General features: G+C 30.1%; 13 protein-coding genes. 11 read left to right on the forward strand and 2 right to left on the reverse strand.

Annotated elements, in window-relative coordinates; all coding sequences use genetic code 11:
- Positions 1 to 49: 49 nt before the first annotated feature.
- Positions 50 to 454 carry a secondary thiamine-phosphate synthase enzyme YjbQ gene (locus ACZ5N4_RS09860; RefSeq protein ID WP_464209469.1) on the reverse strand — a complete coding sequence of 135 codons (405 nt, stop codon included), beginning with the start codon at positions 452 to 454 and terminating at the stop codon, positions 50 to 52.
- A 163-nt stretch (positions 455 to 617) separates the two neighbouring features.
- Here ACZ5N4_RS09860 and ACZ5N4_RS09865 point away from each other — a divergent pair, with 163 nt between their 5' ends.
- The 5 genes from ACZ5N4_RS09865 to ACZ5N4_RS09885 all read left to right on the forward strand — a co-directional run bounded on the left by ACZ5N4_RS09865 (position 618) and on the right by ACZ5N4_RS09885 (position 9619).
- Positions 618 to 2570: a serine hydrolase gene (locus ACZ5N4_RS09865; RefSeq protein ID WP_464209471.1), complete on the forward strand. Its 1953-nt coding sequence runs from the start codon at positions 618 to 620 to the stop codon at positions 2568 to 2570.
- Between the two features lie 74 nt (positions 2571 to 2644).
- Positions 2645 to 3340 (forward strand): response regulator transcription factor, encoded by a 696-nt coding sequence (locus ACZ5N4_RS09870; RefSeq protein WP_464209473.1) that lies wholly within the window; start codon positions 2645 to 2647, stop codon positions 3338 to 3340.
- Positions 3330 to 4421, forward strand: coding sequence for a sensor histidine kinase (locus tag ACZ5N4_RS09875; protein ID WP_464209475.1), 1092 nt, complete (start codon positions 3330 to 3332; stop codon positions 4419 to 4421). The genes ACZ5N4_RS09870 and ACZ5N4_RS09875 overlap by 11 nt, the downstream gene beginning before the upstream one ends.
- Positions 4422 to 4557: 136 nt before the next feature.
- On the forward strand, positions 4558 to 5640 hold the full coding sequence (locus ACZ5N4_RS09880) for a GerMN domain-containing protein (RefSeq protein ID WP_464209477.1): 1083 nt from the start codon (positions 4558 to 4560) through the stop codon (positions 5638 to 5640).
- A gap of 586 nt (positions 5641 to 6226) precedes the next feature.
- A complete protein-coding gene (locus ACZ5N4_RS09885) occupies positions 6227 to 9619 on the forward strand; it encodes a collagenase (protein WP_464209479.1) in 3393 nt (1130 codons plus the stop codon).
- A 925-nt stretch (positions 9620 to 10544) separates the two neighbouring features.
- Here the strand turns inward: ACZ5N4_RS09885 and tnpB are convergent.
- Positions 10545 to 11630 carry an IS200/IS605 family element RNA-guided endonuclease TnpB gene (gene tnpB / locus ACZ5N4_RS09890; protein ID WP_464209481.1) on the reverse strand — a complete coding sequence of 362 codons (1086 nt, stop codon included), beginning with the start codon at positions 11628 to 11630 and terminating at the stop codon, positions 10545 to 10547.
- A 204-nt stretch (positions 11631 to 11834) separates the two neighbouring features.
- Here tnpB and ACZ5N4_RS09895 point away from each other — a divergent pair, with 204 nt between their 5' ends.
- From ACZ5N4_RS09895 to ACZ5N4_RS09920, 6 genes are all read left to right on the forward strand, one after another.
- Positions 11835 to 12140, forward strand: a complete 306-nt coding sequence (locus ACZ5N4_RS09895; protein ID WP_464209483.1) for a PTS sugar transporter subunit IIB — start codon at positions 11835 to 11837, stop codon at positions 12138 to 12140.
- 17 nt (positions 12141 to 12157) lie between these two features.
- Positions 12158 to 13435 (forward strand): PTS sugar transporter subunit IIC, encoded by a 1278-nt coding sequence (locus tag ACZ5N4_RS09900; protein ID WP_464209485.1) that lies wholly within the window; start codon positions 12158 to 12160, stop codon positions 13433 to 13435.
- Positions 13436 to 13650: 215 nt separating this feature from the next.
- On the forward strand, positions 13651 to 14970 hold the full coding sequence (locus ACZ5N4_RS09905; RefSeq protein ID WP_464209487.1) for a 6-phospho-beta-glucosidase: 1320 nt from the start codon (positions 13651 to 13653) through the stop codon (positions 14968 to 14970).
- Between the two features lie 40 nt (positions 14971 to 15010).
- Positions 15011 to 15313 carry a PTS lactose/cellobiose transporter subunit IIA gene (locus ACZ5N4_RS09910; RefSeq protein ID WP_211144238.1) on the forward strand — a complete coding sequence of 101 codons (303 nt, stop codon included), beginning with the start codon at positions 15011 to 15013 and terminating at the stop codon, positions 15311 to 15313.
- Positions 15314 to 15331: 18 nt separating this feature from the next.
- On the forward strand, positions 15332 to 15607 hold the full coding sequence (locus ACZ5N4_RS09915; RefSeq protein ID WP_464209490.1) for a hypothetical protein: 276 nt from the start codon (positions 15332 to 15334) through the stop codon (positions 15605 to 15607).
- A gap of 66 nt (positions 15608 to 15673) precedes the next feature.
- On the forward strand, positions 15674 to 18346 hold the full coding sequence (locus ACZ5N4_RS09920) for a sigma 54-interacting transcriptional regulator (RefSeq protein ID WP_464209492.1): 2673 nt from the start codon (positions 15674 to 15676) through the stop codon (positions 18344 to 18346).
- The last annotated feature ends 22 nt before the right edge of the window (positions 18347 to 18368 follow it).

An 18368-nucleotide genomic window follows, 5' to 3' on the forward strand; every position in this document is an offset into this window, starting at 1 on the left:
ATAAGATTTTAGAGAAGATATTGCAATGCTCCGAGTTATATGTAAGTTATTACCCTTCAATAACCTTTATATAAACCTTTCTATTCCTAGGACCATCAAATTCACAGAAATAAATACCCTGCCAGGTTCCTGTAAGAAGCTCACCATCTTCTATTATGACAGTAGCACTAGAGCCCATGTATGAAGCTTTAAGATGGGCATGAGAATTACCTTCAAAATGCTTATAATCACCTTTAATAGGTATAAGTTTATCTAAAGTAGCAAGTATATCCCTAGTTACATCAGGATCAGCATTTTCGTTTATTGTTATACCACCAGTGGTATGGGGACAAAAAATTACTGCTATTCCATCTTTGATAGCACTTTCTTTAACAGACCTTTCAACAAGATGACTTATATTAATAAATTGCTCTTCTTTTGTGGTTTTAATGTCATATTTGAATGTATTACTCATGGCTAAATCCTCCTTTTTATATTAATTATACAAAAAATATAGGTATAATACTGCTTTTTATATTTTTTATAGATAAATTTTAATTTTTCGTAAGAAAAAAGTTAAAATTAGAAACTTATTTTTATGTAAAATTTAACTATAAATAATTAAGGAGTTGGTACTCATGAAGATAAAAGCAAAAAGATTTATGGCAATATTATTAAGTATTATTTTTATAATATTAGGTTTAAATAGTGATAGTTTTGCAAGTGAAATTTATAATAATAAGAGAGTAAATGAGAAACATTTAGATGTAAATAATAGTGAAGATTTGCAGCAATTTATGGATGAATTTTTTAAGAAAAATATGGATAAGTATTCAGTGCCAGGTGCAGCTATAGCTGTTGTTAAGGATAGCAAGGAAGTATTTAAAAAGGGATATGGATATAGTGATGTAAAGGAAAAGGTAGTTGTAGATCCTGATAAGACTGTATTTCCAGCTGCTTCTGTAAGTAAATTATTTACTGCAACAGCTATAATGCAGTTACAGGAAGAGGAGAAAATAGATTTAAATGAAAGTATTGATAAATATATAGAACCTTATAAGGTTATAAATAATTATAAAGAACCAGTAACTTGTAGAAATTTATTAACTCATTCTAGTGGAGTTGATGAAGCTAGCGAACTTAATGGAGGTACTAAGGATGAAAAATCAATAAAATCACAAGAGTATTATTTTGATAACCATACACCTAGGGTAGTAAGGGAGCCTAATACCGTTAGCAGATATTGTAATCAAGGCTATAACCTTTTAGGGTATATTGTAGAAAAGGTATCTGGTATTAGTTATGAAGAGTACATAAAGAAAAATATATTAGAACCTCTAAAGATGGGAAATAGTTTAGTTAGATTAAAAAATAGTAATACAGCTAAGTGCTATGGCCTTGGAGGAGCAGATGGAACTTATAATGAAAGTCCTTTAATTTATCAATATACTTCTGGATCTTCTGGAATAAATGCTACAGTTAAAGATATGGAAAACTTTATGATAGCTCATTTAAATAATGGAGAGTTTCAAGGAAAGAGAATTTTAAATGAAAAAACATCAATAATGATGAAGGAGAAACAATTTTCAAATGATAGTAGATTGGCTGGAATGGGCTATGGATTTATAAGAAGCAATAGAAATGGACAAGAAATATTAAAACATGAAGGTGCATTACCATCAGGCAGCACTACAACATTGTTTTTAATGCCAAAGGAAGGATTGGGAATATATATAGCAACTAATTCTTTGAATCCACTACCATTTAATTTTGAAGAGGAGTTTTTAGATTCTTTTTATCCTAGCAAAAATAATAATTTCAATGAAATAAAACCAAATTCATCTAAAGATTTTAGTAAATATGAAGGAACATATAGAAGTTATGATGGAATAGCAAAAAGTAATATTATGAAGATTGGAATGTTATTTGATCCTTCAATGGATATTAAAATTAAAGATAATAAAGATGGTACATTAACACTTAAAACATATACTCATGCTAAAGAGGAAATAACTACAACTATTGTTGAAAAGAAAGATGGATTGTTTGCAAGGAAAGATGGAAAAGGGGAAATTGCATTTAAGACAAATGATAATGGCAAAGTAACCTATGCTTTTAATGATGTAAGTCATGATTCCTTTGAAAAGATAAGTTTTTTTCAAGGAAGAGTCTTTAATATAGTCATATTTGCTATCGCCATGGGTATGTTCATTATAAATATAATTAGAACGATATTTCTATTTATAAAAAGGAAGTTTAGACAAGCAGAGAGTAACAGTATTAAATTAATTAGGACAGTAAACTTAGTTATCGATGTGCTTAATGTAGTTGGAATAATTGGAGCAATTATAGCCGCAGTGGGTATGATTAGTATTAATGATTTTACATTTGCATATTTACTTTATACATTTTTAGGGTTTTTAACAGTATCAACAGTTTTAAGCATTTTTGGCTTAATTAATTTGATATACATTTATATTAAAAAGAGAGTAGAAAAATCAGAAAAAATTTATTTTATAATGTTAACTATAACTAATTTTATTTTTATATGGTTTATATACTATTTTAATTTTTTAGGATTTAAAATATAATACGAAATACTAGTTATTTCAAAACATGATATAATTTTATTTGAAATGTTTGTTTAATAGGAGTGAGAATCGGTATGTTTAATGTACTTATTGTAGATGATGAAGTAGAAATAATTGAACTTATGGAAGTGTACCTACTAAATAATGGATATAAGGTGTTTAAAGCTGAAAATGGAATAGATGCACTTAATATAATAAATAAGGAAGAGATTCATCTTGTAATTTTAGATATAATGATGCCCGGAATAGATGGTTTGCAGGTTTGTATCAAGATTAGAAAGGATTATAATATTCCAATCATAATGGTTAGTGCAAAAGGTCAAGAAATGGACAAAATACAAGGACTATCTACAGGCGCAGATGACTATATGGTAAAACCCTTTAGCACAATGGAGTTACTTGCTAGAGTAAAAGCTCAAATAAGAAGATATGTCTATCTTAACGAAAATCATAAAACTATTGATAATAAAGATATTATTGAAATAAAAGACCTTACTATAAATAAAAGAAATCATAAAGTTCATTTATTTGGTACAGAGTTAAAGCTAACACCAAAAGAATATGAGATATTGGTTCTGCTTGCTAGTAATAGCGGAAAAGTATTTAGTGCTGAGGATATATTTAGAGAGATTTGGAAAGAAAAATATTTCGAAGGAAATAATACTGTCATGGTCCATATATGGAGATTAAGAGAAAAATTAGAATATAACCCTAAAGAACCCAAAATAGTAGAGACTGTGTGGGGAGTTGGATATAAAATTGAAGAATAACAGCATTAAATACAATATACTTATAAACATCTTTACATCTGTGCTATTAGCTATAATATCAACATTAATAACAGTTTTTTCTATAATTATGGCGTTACATATTTTTTCTACAAGTCTTTATATGAAGTTTATAAATGAATATAATACAAATAATTCGTTTATGTTAGAATTTGCTATAGGAATTTTTTTAGTTTTTATAGTATTAATGTGTTTTATATTTATCAAGAGAATGAATAGGATTACTGATTATATAGAAGAAATATCACAGGGGTTAAATATAGTAGCTAATGGGAATATGAATATAAATATACCTATTAAAACAGAGGACGAGCTAGGAGCATTAGCTTCAGATGTTAATAAAATGGCATATAGTATAAAGGAACTCATGAGAAAAGAAAGGCAATGGGAAAAACAGAAGAACAACTTGATTACAAATTTATCTCATGATTTAAGGACTCCTCTCACATCTGTTATTGGATTTTTAGAGTTAATTGAAAAGGGGACTTATAAAAATGATGATGAGCTAAAGCATTATTGCGAAATTTCATTAAACAAAGCAAGGGAATTAAAGAGTTCAGTAGATCAACTTTTTGAGTTTACAAAGATAAGTAATGGGGATATAAATTTAAATAAATCTAATTTAAATTTACACCAATTAATAGAACAAGCTACCATTGGATTTATACCATCCTTTGAAAGTAGTGAAATGGAGTATAGAATATTTTCAAAAGATGCGGGTTTAGTAATAAAGGGAGATCCTATTTTACTGGTAAGAGCATTTGAAAATATAATATCTAATGCAATTAAGTACGGTAGTGAGGGAAAATATTTAGATATAAATATAGAAAAAGAAAATAATATGGCTGTAGTTAGCTTTGTAAACTATGGAGATATAATAGAAGATGTTGATTTGAATAACTTGTTTCAAAGATTGTATAGGGTAGAAAAATCTTGTAATAAAAAAGAGGGAACTGGCATTGGGCTTGCAATTGTAAAAACAATAGTAGATTTACATAATGGTGAAATAGAGGTTACAAGCTCCAATAAAAAAACAGAATTTAAAATAAAATTACCATTGTAGCAAAACAACTTGTTAACGCCTATTATAAAATAGTCCGGTCACAAGAGTACCTATGGTCGGCAATCTTGTAATCTTTTTTGTTTACTAAATATATTATATATTATATAATTTACAAAACATTATATGGGGTGATTTTATGAAAAAGCTAATGGTAGTTATACTATCTTTGTTTATGGCTGCGTTAACAGCATGTAATAAATCCGCAAATTTAACAACAGAGCAAAAACCTACAGACACACAAAATCAAACTCAAACCAAAACAGAAGGTGAATCAAAACAATATGTAATAAATGACTTTTTCCCAATGAAGGGAAACGTCAGAATGAAATATGCTGGATCAGGAAACGAATATGCATCAAAGGATGTATATGTTGACTATTTGAGAGACAATAAAGTTCAGCTGCGAATTATAACTGCAGGTACCACAGTAGGACAAATACTTGAAAATAAAAATGGAGAGTTAAAAACAGTATTTTCCAGAGGAGAGTTTTACTATAGAGATGACTTAACAAAGGAAAATTCAAATACAAATGACATTCTAATTAAAGAGCCAATAGTGAAAGGAAATGCATGGACTTTATCTGATGGTAGAAAAAGAACCATAACGGCTGTCGGAGATATTATAACTACTCCAGCAGGAAAGTTTAAATCTATAGAAGTTACCACAGAAGGAAAAGACTCTACCACAAAAGATTATTATGGATTGGGAGCAGGACTAATAAAAACGGTTTTTCAATCTAATGGATTAGTTGTTACTACTACCTTAGAGAAACTTGATAAAGATGCAGCTGTTACGCAGACTGTTAAGTTCTATTATCCTATGCCTGAAGATAGTAAAATTGGGGAAAAGAAAATAGCTGCAAGCTTTAAAACCAACGATGAAACAAAAGCATTCTTTGAAAAAAACTTTAAAAAAGCTCCAAATTCATCTACAATACCTTTAATGACAGCTAACACTAAGATAAATAAACTTTATTTAAAGGAAGCTGAAAATAAAGTTTATGTAGATTTTTCAAAGGAATTTGTTTCTGAAATGAATGCAGGGACATATAAGGAGCTGGCGGTACTAACTTCTGTAACGGATACTTTAGGAAACTATTATAATGTGGATAAAGTATATATTACAATAGAAGGTAAGCCTTATGCTTCAGCTCATATAATAAAGAAGGCTGGAGAAGTATTTAAAGTAAATTATGAAAATATAGTATCATTAGATTAGCATATAAAGTAATTATCTATAGTTCTGTAACTTAGATTATTACATGCTCTATTATGAAAGAACTGTAAGTGGATTTTTAATCTGCTTATGGTTCTCTTTATTTTTGATAAAAAAGAAATACTATGCTGTGGCTATATTGGTATGTTATTGTCCCTTATTAAATAAATGGTTAATATGTATAATAAATTAAATTTGTATAAATAATAGAATTTTATCGATTATTTTACTTAAATAGTAAAATAATGAATAATATCCACGAAATTTGTATTATTTGGAATTTCTATATATTTGATTATTTGTGTATAATTGTACTGTTGAAGAGTATATATTCTTCAACAATATAAAAGATTATAGAGGGAGGTTGTGGACAAGCACTAATGGGTCTCTAGATAAGTTCTTCTAATGCTCAGATGGAAAGATATTCTCATAAGCCAACTTTACATAAGCTTTAGAACAACTTTATGATTATTTAATTTGTGCATTAAATCATTTAGCACAATCTGTTATGAATTGTTAAGAAATTAACAAATTATAAGAAGAAAAAGTATGACTAAGAAATTAATACATTATAAGGAGAAAAACTATTATGAAAAAATTACATTTTAAAACTCATTCAACTACAAAAAACTTCAAAAAATTCTCTCTATCCCAATTGGGATGCATTTTGTCTATAACTACTTTAATTGTAGCTAATTCTTATGCCCCGGCCTATGCATCAACGAAACAAGACATTAAGCCTATCCCTCCATTCAATATGGAAAAAGTGCTTAGTCATGAAAACGATCTTGGATTCACTTGCACTTATAATATAAAAAATGTTAAAGATGCAAGTTCCGTTTTATCAAGCAATTCTTCTCATATACTAGGGAAAATTGATAAAGAAACAACAGAAAAAACAACTGCAAAAGGACCTCAAGCAGCAAACTCAAGTACACAAAAATATACTATGTCTGATTTAAACCGCATGGATTATAATAGTCTTGTTAATCTTCTTGTTACTCTTCAATGGAGTGACGTTACAGATCTTTTTCAATATAACAATGCTGCACAGGAGTTCTACAGTAATACAAACCGTATGCAAGTACTTCGTGATGCTATTAAAGAAAGAGGAAGCCAATTTACATCCTCTGATACAAAGGGACTCCCTACTCTTATTGAGGTATTTAGAGCAGGAAACTATCTAGGTTTTTACAACAAAGGACTTGAATCAGTTAATACTAAAGCTAATCGTGACAAATGTATACCTGCTATATTGGCAATTGAAAAAAATCCAAACTTCAAATTAGGTACAAAAGAACAAGATGAAGTGATTGCTTCTACAGGTTTATTAATCAATTGTACATCATCTGATTCAGAAGTAGTTAACTATGCTACTCCAATTTTAAAACAATACAATGAAAACTTTGATAATTATATAAAAGACCGTGCAAAGGGTACCGCTTTATTCAATATGCTTGATGGTATTAAGTATTCAAGTGACAAATACGGTTGGGATAATATACCTACTGAAAAGACACCATTTTATAAAAATATTGATTCTTATATTAAGGAAGTAAACAAAATTGCTCTAAAAGGAAATGCTGATAGTGATAATGAATGGTTAATAGATAATGGTATTTACCATACTGGAGAATTATCAAAATATTCAAGTAATCCAGATGATTGCAATAAAGTACTCACAGATACCTTAAAAATATATCCTTATTTAAGTTCACTTTATTTTAAAGCTGCTGTTCAAATAAATAAGAACTTTAATGGTAAAGACTATTATGGAAATACAATTGACATAAACAAATTAAAAGAAGAAGGCAAACAACATTATTTACCTAAAACATATACATTTGATGATGGAAAATTTGTATTTAAAGTGGGAGATAAAGTATCTGAGGATAAAATTCAAAGACTTTACTGGGCAGCAAAAGAAGTAAGGTCTCAGTTCTATAGAACTTTTGGACATGACACTCCGATAGACAAAGGGCCTCATCCAGATGATGTATTAACAGTTGCTATTTATAACAGCCCAGATGAATACAAAATGAATTCAACTTTATACGGTTATAGTACTGATAATGGAGGTATATATATTGAAGGTGATGGTACATTCTTCACCTATGAAAGAACTCCAGAACAAAGCATATACACACTTGAAGAATTATTCCGCCATGAGTTTACTCACTACCTTCAGGGAAGATATATTGTACCTGGTATGTGGGGAAATTCTGAACTTTATAAAAATGATAGACTTTGTTGGTATGAAGAAGGTGGTGCTGAATTTTTTGCAGGCTCTACTCGTACACAGGATATATTACCAAGATACTCTGTTTCCCGTGGAATATCTAATAATCCTTCAGCAAGATATACAGTAAACAAAGAGGTTCATTCAGGCTATAACAGTGGTTGGGATTTTTATAATTATGGATTTGCACTCCATAACTACTTGTATAATAATAATTTAGATTTATACAATAAAATAGCTGATGCTATAGAATCAAATGATGTAAGTGGATATGATAGCTGCATTAATACGATGAGTAATGATAGTAGTCTTAACGATGGATATCAAAAGCATATGCAGTATTTAGTAGATAATCTCAACACATTAACTACTCCACTAGTTTCTGATGATTACTTAGCTAAACATGCAGCTAAAAATGAATCAGAGATTTTTTCAGATATTACATCAGTTGCAAAACTAAAGGATGTTTCTACTGAAAAGCAAAAATCTCCATTCTTTAATACATTTACTCTCCGTGGAACATATACTTTAGGAGCTTCAAAGGGTAAATTAAATGATTGGAAGCTAATGGACAGTACTGTAAATGGTTTTCTAAACACATTAAATAGTTATCCTTGGAGTGGATATAAAACTCTTACTTGTTATTTTGTTAACTACAAAGTAGATTCCTCAAATAATGCTCAATTTGAAGTGGTATTCCAGGGACTACTTCCTGATACCGCAGATCTTAATAATGCTCCTGTAGCAAAAATAAATGGACCTTATACTGGAACTATAAATAATCCTATAAGCTTCAGCAGCAATGGCTCTACTGATTCTGATGGTAAAATAGTTTCATACCTATGGGATTTCGGTGATGGAACTACTAGTAATGATGCTAACCCTACTCATTCATATACAAAGGCTGGCAACTATAATGTTAAACTTACTGTAACTGATGACAAAGGAGCTTATAACTCTGAAAGTACTTCAGTTAACGTAATTGATAATTCTCCAATAGAGATTATAACTGCTCATGAACCAAATAATAGCTTTGAAACTGCAAATGGACCTATGCTTTCTAATACAATTGCTAAAGGAAAGTTTGATGACAGCAATAACCAAGATATTTTCTACTTTGATGTTACTTCAGCAGGAAAAATTGATATTACAGTAAATAACGAAAATGCTATAGGAATGAATTGGACACTATATAGTGAATCCGATCATAACAATTATGTAGCCTATGCTACTAATAGAGACAACGGCAAATTAACAGGATCATATGATGTTCCTTCAGCTGGAAGATATTATTTGGTTGTGTACAAGTTCTCTGGATCAAGTGGATCCTATACTGCTAGTGTTAAAGGAATTAATAATTCTTCAGCAAGTATTATAAATGCTCATGAACCAAATAATAGCTTTGAAACTGCAAATGGACCTATACTTTCTAATACAATTGCTAAAGGAACACTTGATGACAGCAATGACAAAGATATTTTCTACTTTGATGCTACTTCAGCAGGAAAAGTTGATATTACAGTAAATAACGAAAATGCCATAGGAATGAATTGGACACTGTATAGTGAATCGGATCATAACAATTATGCAGCCTATGCAACTAATAGTGACAACGGCAAATTAACAGGATCATATAATGTTCCTTCAGCTGGAAGATATTATTTGGTTGTGTACAAGTACTCTGGATCAAGTGGATCTTATACTGCTAATGTTAACGGTCCTATATATTCTAAGAATAAGTAATTTTATATAAAAGATAAATTTTACTTTAAGCACTTTATATTTTTGATATAGAGTGCTTATAATTATTTATAATTAGAGTAGAAGTAGAAAAAGCACTTAAAGCTGTAGACATGATAAAGTTTATAAACAAAAGTCCTCAAGACTTAGCAGGGGACAAAAACAGAGAGTTTCTTTAGCAGGTGTTCTATCTTCTAATTTAGTTATATGTTTTTGGATAAAGGCTAAATTTTTTACAGGATTGTGGTATCCATTTAGATAGAATTAAGTAACTTAGATTATTATCTGATCTATTATGAAGAACTGTAAGTAGATTTTTAATCTGCTTATGGTTCTCTTTATTTTTGATAAAAGAACATATATGTAGAAATTTTTCAGGTCTTAACGCTATAGTTTTTGCAATTATAATTAAAACTTTAACTTAGATTTGGTATTCCTACATGAATTTATTACATATTTTGATAATTTTCTTCATAATATACATAATTTGCTTGATTTGTATTATGCAATATGTTAATATTTCAAAGGGGGGTGACAACAATGTACGAATTGATAAAATACGGTTCTCTTATAATATGTGTGATAGGAATAGGATTTTGTATACAGCAAATTGCAACAGGAAAAGCTAAGTTTCAACAAAAGAAAAAATAAAAAACTTACTTATACAAAATAGAGGGTAGATTTTACCCTGCCCTTTCCCCATTATTTAGTAAAAGAATTTAATTTTTTTAGACATCCTCTTCTTATAGGACATTCAGAACAATTAGGATTCGTCGGTCTACACCAATTACGGCCAACATTCCAAAAGGGTGAAGGTGAACTACACCCCACTTACTTCATTGAAGTGGGGGCTTCGTGGTCAATACTACTATTGTAGCAAGTTTACCCACGCTCCAAAGGTTGAACCAACCTCAATATAATACCAAAATTACATAGCTAATTTCAGCAAGTTTTTACTAGCATTTATGTCTCTGTCATGATGTATTCCACAGTTAGGACAAGTCCATTCTCTAAGTGCTAGGTTTTTTACTTCTTCATTTTTATAACCACATTCTGAACATAGTTGACTACTAGCATAGTTTGATGGAGCTATTATTATTTCCCTTCCATACCACTCTGCTTTATACTCTAACATTCTCCTAAACTCCGACCAACTAGCTTCACTTATAGCTTTCGCTAATTTGTGATTCTGTTGCATATTCTTAACTTTTAAGTCCTCAATTACTATAGATTGGTTTTCTCTAATTAGTTTAATTGATAACTTGTTTAAGAAATCTGCCCTCTGATTTGCTATTTTTTCATGTAATTTTGCAACCTTTAATCTAGCTTTATTCCTATTATTACTGCTCTTTTGCTTGCGTGATAAATCTTTTTGCAGTTTAGAGAGTCTTTTTTCAAATTTTCTAAGATGTTTTGGATTAGGTTCTCTATATCCATCTGAACATATTGCAAATTCTTTCAATCCCATATCCACACCTATTTTTTTATCTACTTTAGGAAATATAAAATTTTCTGTATCAACTAAAATTGATATATAATATCTGCCGCTTGGTGTCTTGGATATGGTACAACTTTTAATTAATCCTTTGAATTCTCTATGTTGTTTCATTTTTATCATTGACTTTAATTTTGGTATTTTTATATACCCATTTTTCACTGATACAGTTCCGTTTTGATTATTTGTTGTATAACTATTAGTATTGGTTTTCTTTTTGAACTTAGGAAATCCAATAGATTTATCTCTAAAGAAATTTTTATATGCTTTATCCAAATTTAATTGAGCATTTGCAAGGGCTAAACTATCAACCTCTTTAAGCCACTCAAACTCTTTTTTATATTGTGCAGGTGTAGGATACTTAATCTGCTTAATATCTAACTCTTTGTTTTCCTCGTAAGACTTAATCCTATCAGTCAACATCTTATTATAGATAAATCTAGTACAACCAAAAGTTTTGGCTAAATATAATTTTTGTTCTTTATTAGGATAAATTCTATACTTATAAGCTTTTAACATATCTTCACCTCATTTCATTCCTTGATTTTCTATATATTTTTTATAATTTACAATAAACTTATTCGTGTATCAAAAATTGTGTATCAAAAACTTCGGCATGATACAGATCAAATGCAAACAGTTATTATAAAAGGAATTTACGACTATGGCATGATTATTGCTTAGTAATTTAATATAAAAACAAATGTGAGGAGGAATTTATATATGAAAGTTTTAATGGTCTGTTCAGGGGGAATGTCTAGTGCAATAGTGGTTAAAGCTATAAAAGCTGAAGCCGATAAACAAAATTTTCCACTAGAAATTAAAGCCGTAGGAACTTATGAATTTGAGGATGAAATTAAATTAGGGTATGACATGGCATTAGTTGCTCCACAAGTAAAACACAGATTAGAAGTTTTTAAAACACAGGCAGAAGGACTTAATATACCTGTTGAATTAATAGTTCCAATGGGATATACACCAATAGGTGCTCCAAAGGTATTAGAACAAATAAAAAAACATTCAAAATAATATAAGGGGGACTTAAAATGAAATTAATTTTTGAGCTTTTAGAGAAATATCTTTTGCCGCCTATGACAAAAATGGCAGAACAAAGACATCTTAGAGCTATACGTGATGGTATCGTTTCAACTATACCTCTTATAATTGTAGGTAGTTTTTTCTTAGTTATTGCCTTTCCACCTGTAAATTCATGGGCGGAAATGGTAAAGCCTTATATAGGAAAGATATTATATCCTTATAGATTGACTATGGGAATTATGGCCTTATATGCATCCTTTGGAATAGGATATAGTCTTGCCAAATCTTATAAGCTAGATTCATTAGCTGGAGGTAGTTTATCCGTAGCAGCATTCTTATTGACAAGCTTACCAGTAGCAGTTAAAGAAAACGATTTAGGTTGGGTTTTACCTTTAGGCAATCTTGGCGGCGCAGGAATGTTCGTAGCTATATTAATGGCTATCTTTGCTGTAGAAACTCTAAGATTTACAAAGGAAAAGAATTTAACAATTAAAATGCCAGAAGGAGTGCCGGAATCTGTTGCAAACTCCTTTGCAGCATTAATACCAGCAACAATTATTATAGTTGTATTATGGATAGTTAGAGACTTATTAAACTTTGATATACAACAGTTTATAATGAGTATATTTGAGCCTCTTGTAGTTGCAGGAGATACTTTAGGTGGAGTATTAGTTCCTACCTTCCTTATTACTTTACTTTGGGCATGTGGTATTCATGGAGACTCTATTGTTGGTACAGTAGCAAGACCTATATGGCTTGTTTTATTAGATGAAAATACAAAGGCATTAGCAGCAGGCACAGCAATACCACACATAGCTCCAGAACCATTCTTCCAATGGTTTGTATGGATAGGAGGCTCAGGTGCTACTATAGGTTTAGTTCTTTTAATGATGAGGTCTAAATCACAATATTTAAAAGATATAGGTAGAGTGTCCTTAATTCCAGGTATTTGCAACATTAATGAACCAGTAATATTTGGTGCACCAATAATGCTAAACCCATTATTCCTTATACCATTTATTTTAGGACCAATATTAGCGGCATTTATATCATATTTTGCAATGTATTTTAATATAGTAGCCAGACCGGTAATACAAGCACCATGGACACTTCCAGCACCAATAGGTGCATACCTTGCTACAAAAGGAGATTGGAAGGCTATAGTTCTTGTTTTAGTCAACATAGCAATTACAACAGTAATATACTATCCATTCTTCAAAGCTTATGAGAAAAAATTACTTCAAGAGCAAGGAATAAGTGAAGAAGGCAATACATTAGATGCTTAATGATATAAGGAAAATTATAGTTAGGTGAATTAAAATTCACCTAACTATTAATTTAAAGTTAAGAGAGTAATTTTTATGTAAGGCATAATCAAATAAATAATAGACCAGTATTCTTACCATTTTTTATAGGAAACTCCTTCTTTCGAAGGAGTGCAGAACTCTAGAGAGCTAAAGCTCTAAGAGTTCTAGCATATAAATTTGGAGGTGTCAGATTTATGAAGGAACTTAAAGTAGTTGTAATAGGAGGGGGAAGTAGTTATACCCCAGAAATAATAGAAGGATTTTTAAAGAGAATATCAGAATTACCTGTTAAAGAGATACATTTAGTAGACATAAAAGAGGGAGAAGAAAAATTAAGTATAGTAGGCAGCCTAGCAAGAAGAATGATAAAAAAAGCAGGGCTAAATATAAAATTAGTTCAAACCTTAGATAGAAGAGAAGCCCTTAAGGATGCGGATTTTGTAGTTACACAATTTAGAGTAGGCGGATTAGAGGCGAGAGCAAGGGATGAAAGATTTCCTTTACAATATAAAGTATTAGGTCAAGAAACAACAGGACCAGGTGGTTTTGCTAAAGCCCTTAGAACTATACCTGTAATGCTTGATATATGCAGGGATATAAAAGAAGTATGTCCAGATGCTTGGCTTATAAATTTTACGAATCCATCAGGATTAGTTACAGAGGCTGTATTAAAATATACTGATGTAAAGTGCATAGGTTTATGTAATGTACCTATACACATGGCAATGGATGTAGCAAATATGCTAGAAGTACCTTATAGAGATATTTTTATAGAGTTTGCTGGCTTAAACCATTTGGTATGGGGCAAAAAAGTCTGGTATAAGGATAAGGACGTAACTAAGGAAGTTATTGAAAAACTTCTTGATGGTGCAGTGCTTAATATGAAAAATATATCTAACTTAAAATGGGACGGGGATTTTTTAAGAGCCTTAGGAATGATTCCTTGTCCATACCACAGATATTTTTATATGACAGATAAAATGGTTGAGGAAGAAATAGAAACGGCGGAGGATTGTAACAAGGGTACAAGGTCAGAACAGGTAAAGGCAGTAGAAAAAACACTATTTGAGCTTTACAAATCACCTGAACTTAATGTTAAGCCTAAAGAATTAGAAAAAAGAGGAGGAGCTTATTACTCAGATGCAGCGGTGTCACTTATAAGTGCAATTTACAATGATAAAAGAGAAATTCATACAGTTAACACCTTAAACAATGGAATAATTAAAGGAATACCTGATAATTCTGTTATAGAAACAAACTGCATAATAGACAGCAGAGGAGCAACTCCACTTAGCTTAAGAGGAGATTTACCAATAGAAGTAAAGGGATTAATTCAAGCTGTAAAAAGCTATGAAGTACTTGCTGTAGAGGCGGCAGTTAAGGGAGATAAGGAAAAGGCACTATTAGCTTTAGCAAGTCATCCGTTAGTTCCATCCGTAACTGTAGCAAAAGATTTGCTCGATGATTTACTTATGATAAATAAAGAATATTTACCACAATTTAAATTAGATTAGTTAACAATAAGAAAATAATTTGACTTTGGAGGTTTTATCTATGGAAGAACATATTTTCAATATAATTTCTCACGCTGGAGATGCAAGAGGCTATGCTTATGAAGCATTAAAAGCAGCAAAAGCAGGAGATATGGAAAAAGCAGAGGAAAGATTAAAAAAAGCACAGGAAGAGTTAGATTTAGCTCACAACACCCAAACAAAGTTAATTCAAGCAGAATTAAACGGAGATTCCTTTAAGGCTTCTCTTTTAATGATACATGCACAAGATCAGCTTATGACTGCTATATCAGAAAAAAATCTAATTGAAGAGATGGTTGATATGTATAGAGAACTAAGAAAATAATTTTAGGGGGAAATAATTATGAAGTTATTTTACGGCATAGCATTTATAGCTTTAATGCTAGTTGGTGTTAAGTTATCTAATATTATAACCAAAAGATTTAAGATTAATAGATGGCTTCTAGCCTTTAGTGCCCCTTTGGTTATAATGGTACCTATGATAGTTTTTAATATAGAAAATCCTTGGATATTGAATTTATTAATAGTTATATTCTCCATTATGTGTATAATGTTCTTTGAAATATCCAAGGGGATTATGGAACAAAGAGAAAAAAATTTTAAAAAATACAGAAAATAGTGATTAGTAGTTTAATTATCCATTATATTATTTATATAGAGTGATATAAATAAGGCGGTTATAGAAATGAAAAATCAGGAGATAGTATACGAATCATTGAGGAAAATTTGCGTAGAACAAATTAAAAAAGAAGCTATAAATATTGGAGTAAGTACAGAAAAATTGTCCTTATATTTAAATATGCGAAGGGCAAATGTGTCTAGAGAACTAAATAAATTAGTTGCTGAAGGTAAAGTTAAAAAAGAAAAGGGAAAGCCTGTACTTTATTATGTTGAGCTTAATGAAAAGGATTATATATGTGAAGATAAAGCTGAGGCGCCATCTATTTTTGACACTATAATAGGAAGAGATGCAAGTTTAAAAAATCAAATATCCTTAGCAAAGGCAGCTATAGTATATCCTCCTAATGGTCTTCATAGTCTTATAATTGGAGAAACTGGAGTTGGAAAATCATATTTTGCAAAATGCATGTTTAAATATGCTTTGGAAATTGGAAGGATAAAAGAAAAGGATAGATTTGCAGTTTTTAATTGTGCTGATTATGCTAATAATCCTCAACTTCTAATAGGACATTTATTTGGAGTAAAGAAAGGAACATACACTGGTGCAAGCGAGGATAGAGAAGGCATTATAGAAAAGGGAAGAGATGGTATATTATTTTTAGATGAGGTTCACAGACTTCCGCCAGAAGGACAGGAAATACTTTTTACCTTGATAGATGAAGGAAAATATATACCACTGGGAGGAACAGAGGGAATACCTATAAATGTAATGATTATAAGTGCAACTACAGAAAATATAGGTTCCGCTCTTTTAAAGACTTTTACAAGAAGAATTCCGGTAACTATAGCACTTCCTGCCTTAAGAGATAGAAGGGCAGCAGAACGGTTAGAATTAATACAAAGATTTTTTGCAGATGAATCTAAAAGAATATCTAAGAAAATAAACGTAGATGAAGAAGTAATTACTGCATTATTAAATTACGATTGTTTAAATAATATAGGACAACTAAAAAGTGATATTCAGATAGCATCAGCTAAAGCCTTTTTAAGAAACATTTTTAATGAAGAGGATATCCATATTAAAGTAGAGGATTTTTCCTATGAGGTTAAAGGTGGACTTTTAGCTTCGAAGAAAATAAACCCAAGAGGGTTAAAGGTGAGTTTTAGTGATGAAATAAAAAAGGACATCAATTATGATATAGAGGATGAATACAGTGTTTCTAGAGATATATATGAATTTATAGAGGAAAGGACAAAAATATTAACTGCTAAGGGCTTAGATCAGGAGGAAATAAAAAGTAAACTTACTAGTGATGTTGAAGACTTTATAAATACATATATTCTAAGTATTAGAGAAGAAAATGATAAAGATGATATAAAAAGAATAGTAAATAATGAGTTATATGAGTTTTTAAAAAGCTTTATGCATTTAGCTGAATATAAACTTAAAAGGAAAATCCCACAGAATATATTCTTAGGTCTATTGCTACACATAGATACTTTTCTAGCTAGAATAAAAGAAAATAGAGGAATTGAAAATACCAAAATAGATGAGATAAGAAAAAAATATCCTGAAGAATTTAAATTAGCATTAAATTTAGCTTATAAACTAGAAGAAAAGTATGAAATTACAATACCAATAGGAGAGATTGGTTTTATAACTATGTTTTTTGCTGCGGAAAATAAAAAAGTAAGAAGTAAGGTAGCTGTAATAGTGGCTATGCATGGTAACACAACTGCGACTTCAATAGCTGAAGTTGCAAATCAGCTGCTTAACACCAATCATGTAGCAGGCTTCGATATGCCATTATCCATGAAGCCAGAAGAAGCTTTAATAAAAATTCAAGAATTGATAAAAGAAAAGGATCAAGGTAGAGGAGCGGTACTTTTAGTTGATATGGGATCCTTAAAATTCTTTGGAAAAATTATAGAAGAAAATACAGGTATATATGTTGAAACTATAGATATGATAACTACTGCTACTGTAATAGAAGCTGCAAGAAAAGCAATACTGTATGAAAATATAGATGAAATAGTTAAGTGTGTAAAGAGAGAAAGCAGATATATAGGAGATTTTATAGAGAAAAACCTTAAGGCAGATAAAAAAGCAATAGTTACAGCTTGCTCAACGGGTGAAGGTACTGCTATAAAATTAAAAGAACTTGTTTCAATTAATTTTGAAAGTGATAAATATGAAATAATAAATCTCAGCATTAAGGACAGAAAAGAATTTTATAACGCCATTGATAACATAAGAAAAAAGTACACAATTGCATATGTTATAAGTGCTTTTGACCCTCAGCTTGAGGGTGTGGAATATATTCCAATAGATAGATTTTTTAAAGAATTTGTTGGAGAGGATTTTGAAGAAAAGGTCAATGATGAAGATATGATAAGCATAATAAATAAGGTTTATAAAGATCATCTTAACATAAATAATTGTGATTTTATAATAAGAAAATTTATAAAAACTGTTTCAAATATGAAATACTCCCATGGAATTTACGTAGATGAAGATAAATTGATGGGTTTACTAATGCATTTTGGATGTGTTTTAGAAAAATTGATAAATAAAGAAGAAACGAGAAGTTGTAAAAATTTATCTTTAATTAAAGCTAGATATGGTGACTTATTCAAAGACTTAAAAACAAGTATAAAAGATATAGAAGAAAATCTTAATATTGAAATACCAGAAGATGAACTAGCTAATATCATAGAGATATTAGTTAACATATAATCCAGGTATTTGATTGGAGGAA

This window comes from Clostridium nitrophenolicum (assembly GCF_055391695.1).

Coding starts and splice junctions, on each gene's coding strand:
- ACZ5N4_RS09860 (WP_464209469.1), bottom strand. CDS start 454: ATGAGTAATACATTCAAATATGACATTAAAACCACAAAAGAAGAGCAA.
- ACZ5N4_RS09900 (WP_464209485.1), top strand. CDS start 12,158: ATGAAATTAATTTTTGAGCTTTTAGAGAAATATCTTTTGCCGCCTATG.
- ACZ5N4_RS09870 (WP_464209473.1), top strand. CDS start 2,645: ATGTTTAATGTACTTATTGTAGATGATGAAGTAGAAATAATTGAACTT.
- ACZ5N4_RS09910 (WP_211144238.1), top strand. CDS start 15,011: ATGGAAGAACATATTTTCAATATAATTTCTCACGCTGGAGATGCAAGA.
- ACZ5N4_RS09915 (WP_464209490.1), top strand. CDS start 15,332: ATGAAGTTATTTTACGGCATAGCATTTATAGCTTTAATGCTAGTTGGT.
- ACZ5N4_RS09895 (WP_464209483.1), top strand. CDS start 11,835: ATGAAAGTTTTAATGGTCTGTTCAGGGGGAATGTCTAGTGCAATAGTG.
- ACZ5N4_RS09880 (WP_464209477.1), top strand. CDS start 4,558: ATGAAAAAGCTAATGGTAGTTATACTATCTTTGTTTATGGCTGCGTTA.
- tnpB (WP_464209481.1), bottom strand. CDS start 11,630: ATGTTAAAAGCTTATAAGTATAGAATTTATCCTAATAAAGAACAAAAA.
- ACZ5N4_RS09905 (WP_464209487.1), top strand. CDS start 13,651: ATGAAGGAACTTAAAGTAGTTGTAATAGGAGGGGGAAGTAGTTATACC.
- ACZ5N4_RS09920 (WP_464209492.1), top strand. CDS start 15,674: ATGAAAAATCAGGAGATAGTATACGAATCATTGAGGAAAATTTGCGTA.
- ACZ5N4_RS09885 (WP_464209479.1), top strand. CDS start 6,227: ATGAAAAAATTACATTTTAAAACTCATTCAACTACAAAAAACTTCAAA.
- ACZ5N4_RS09865 (WP_464209471.1), top strand. CDS start 618: ATGAAGATAAAAGCAAAAAGATTTATGGCAATATTATTAAGTATTATT.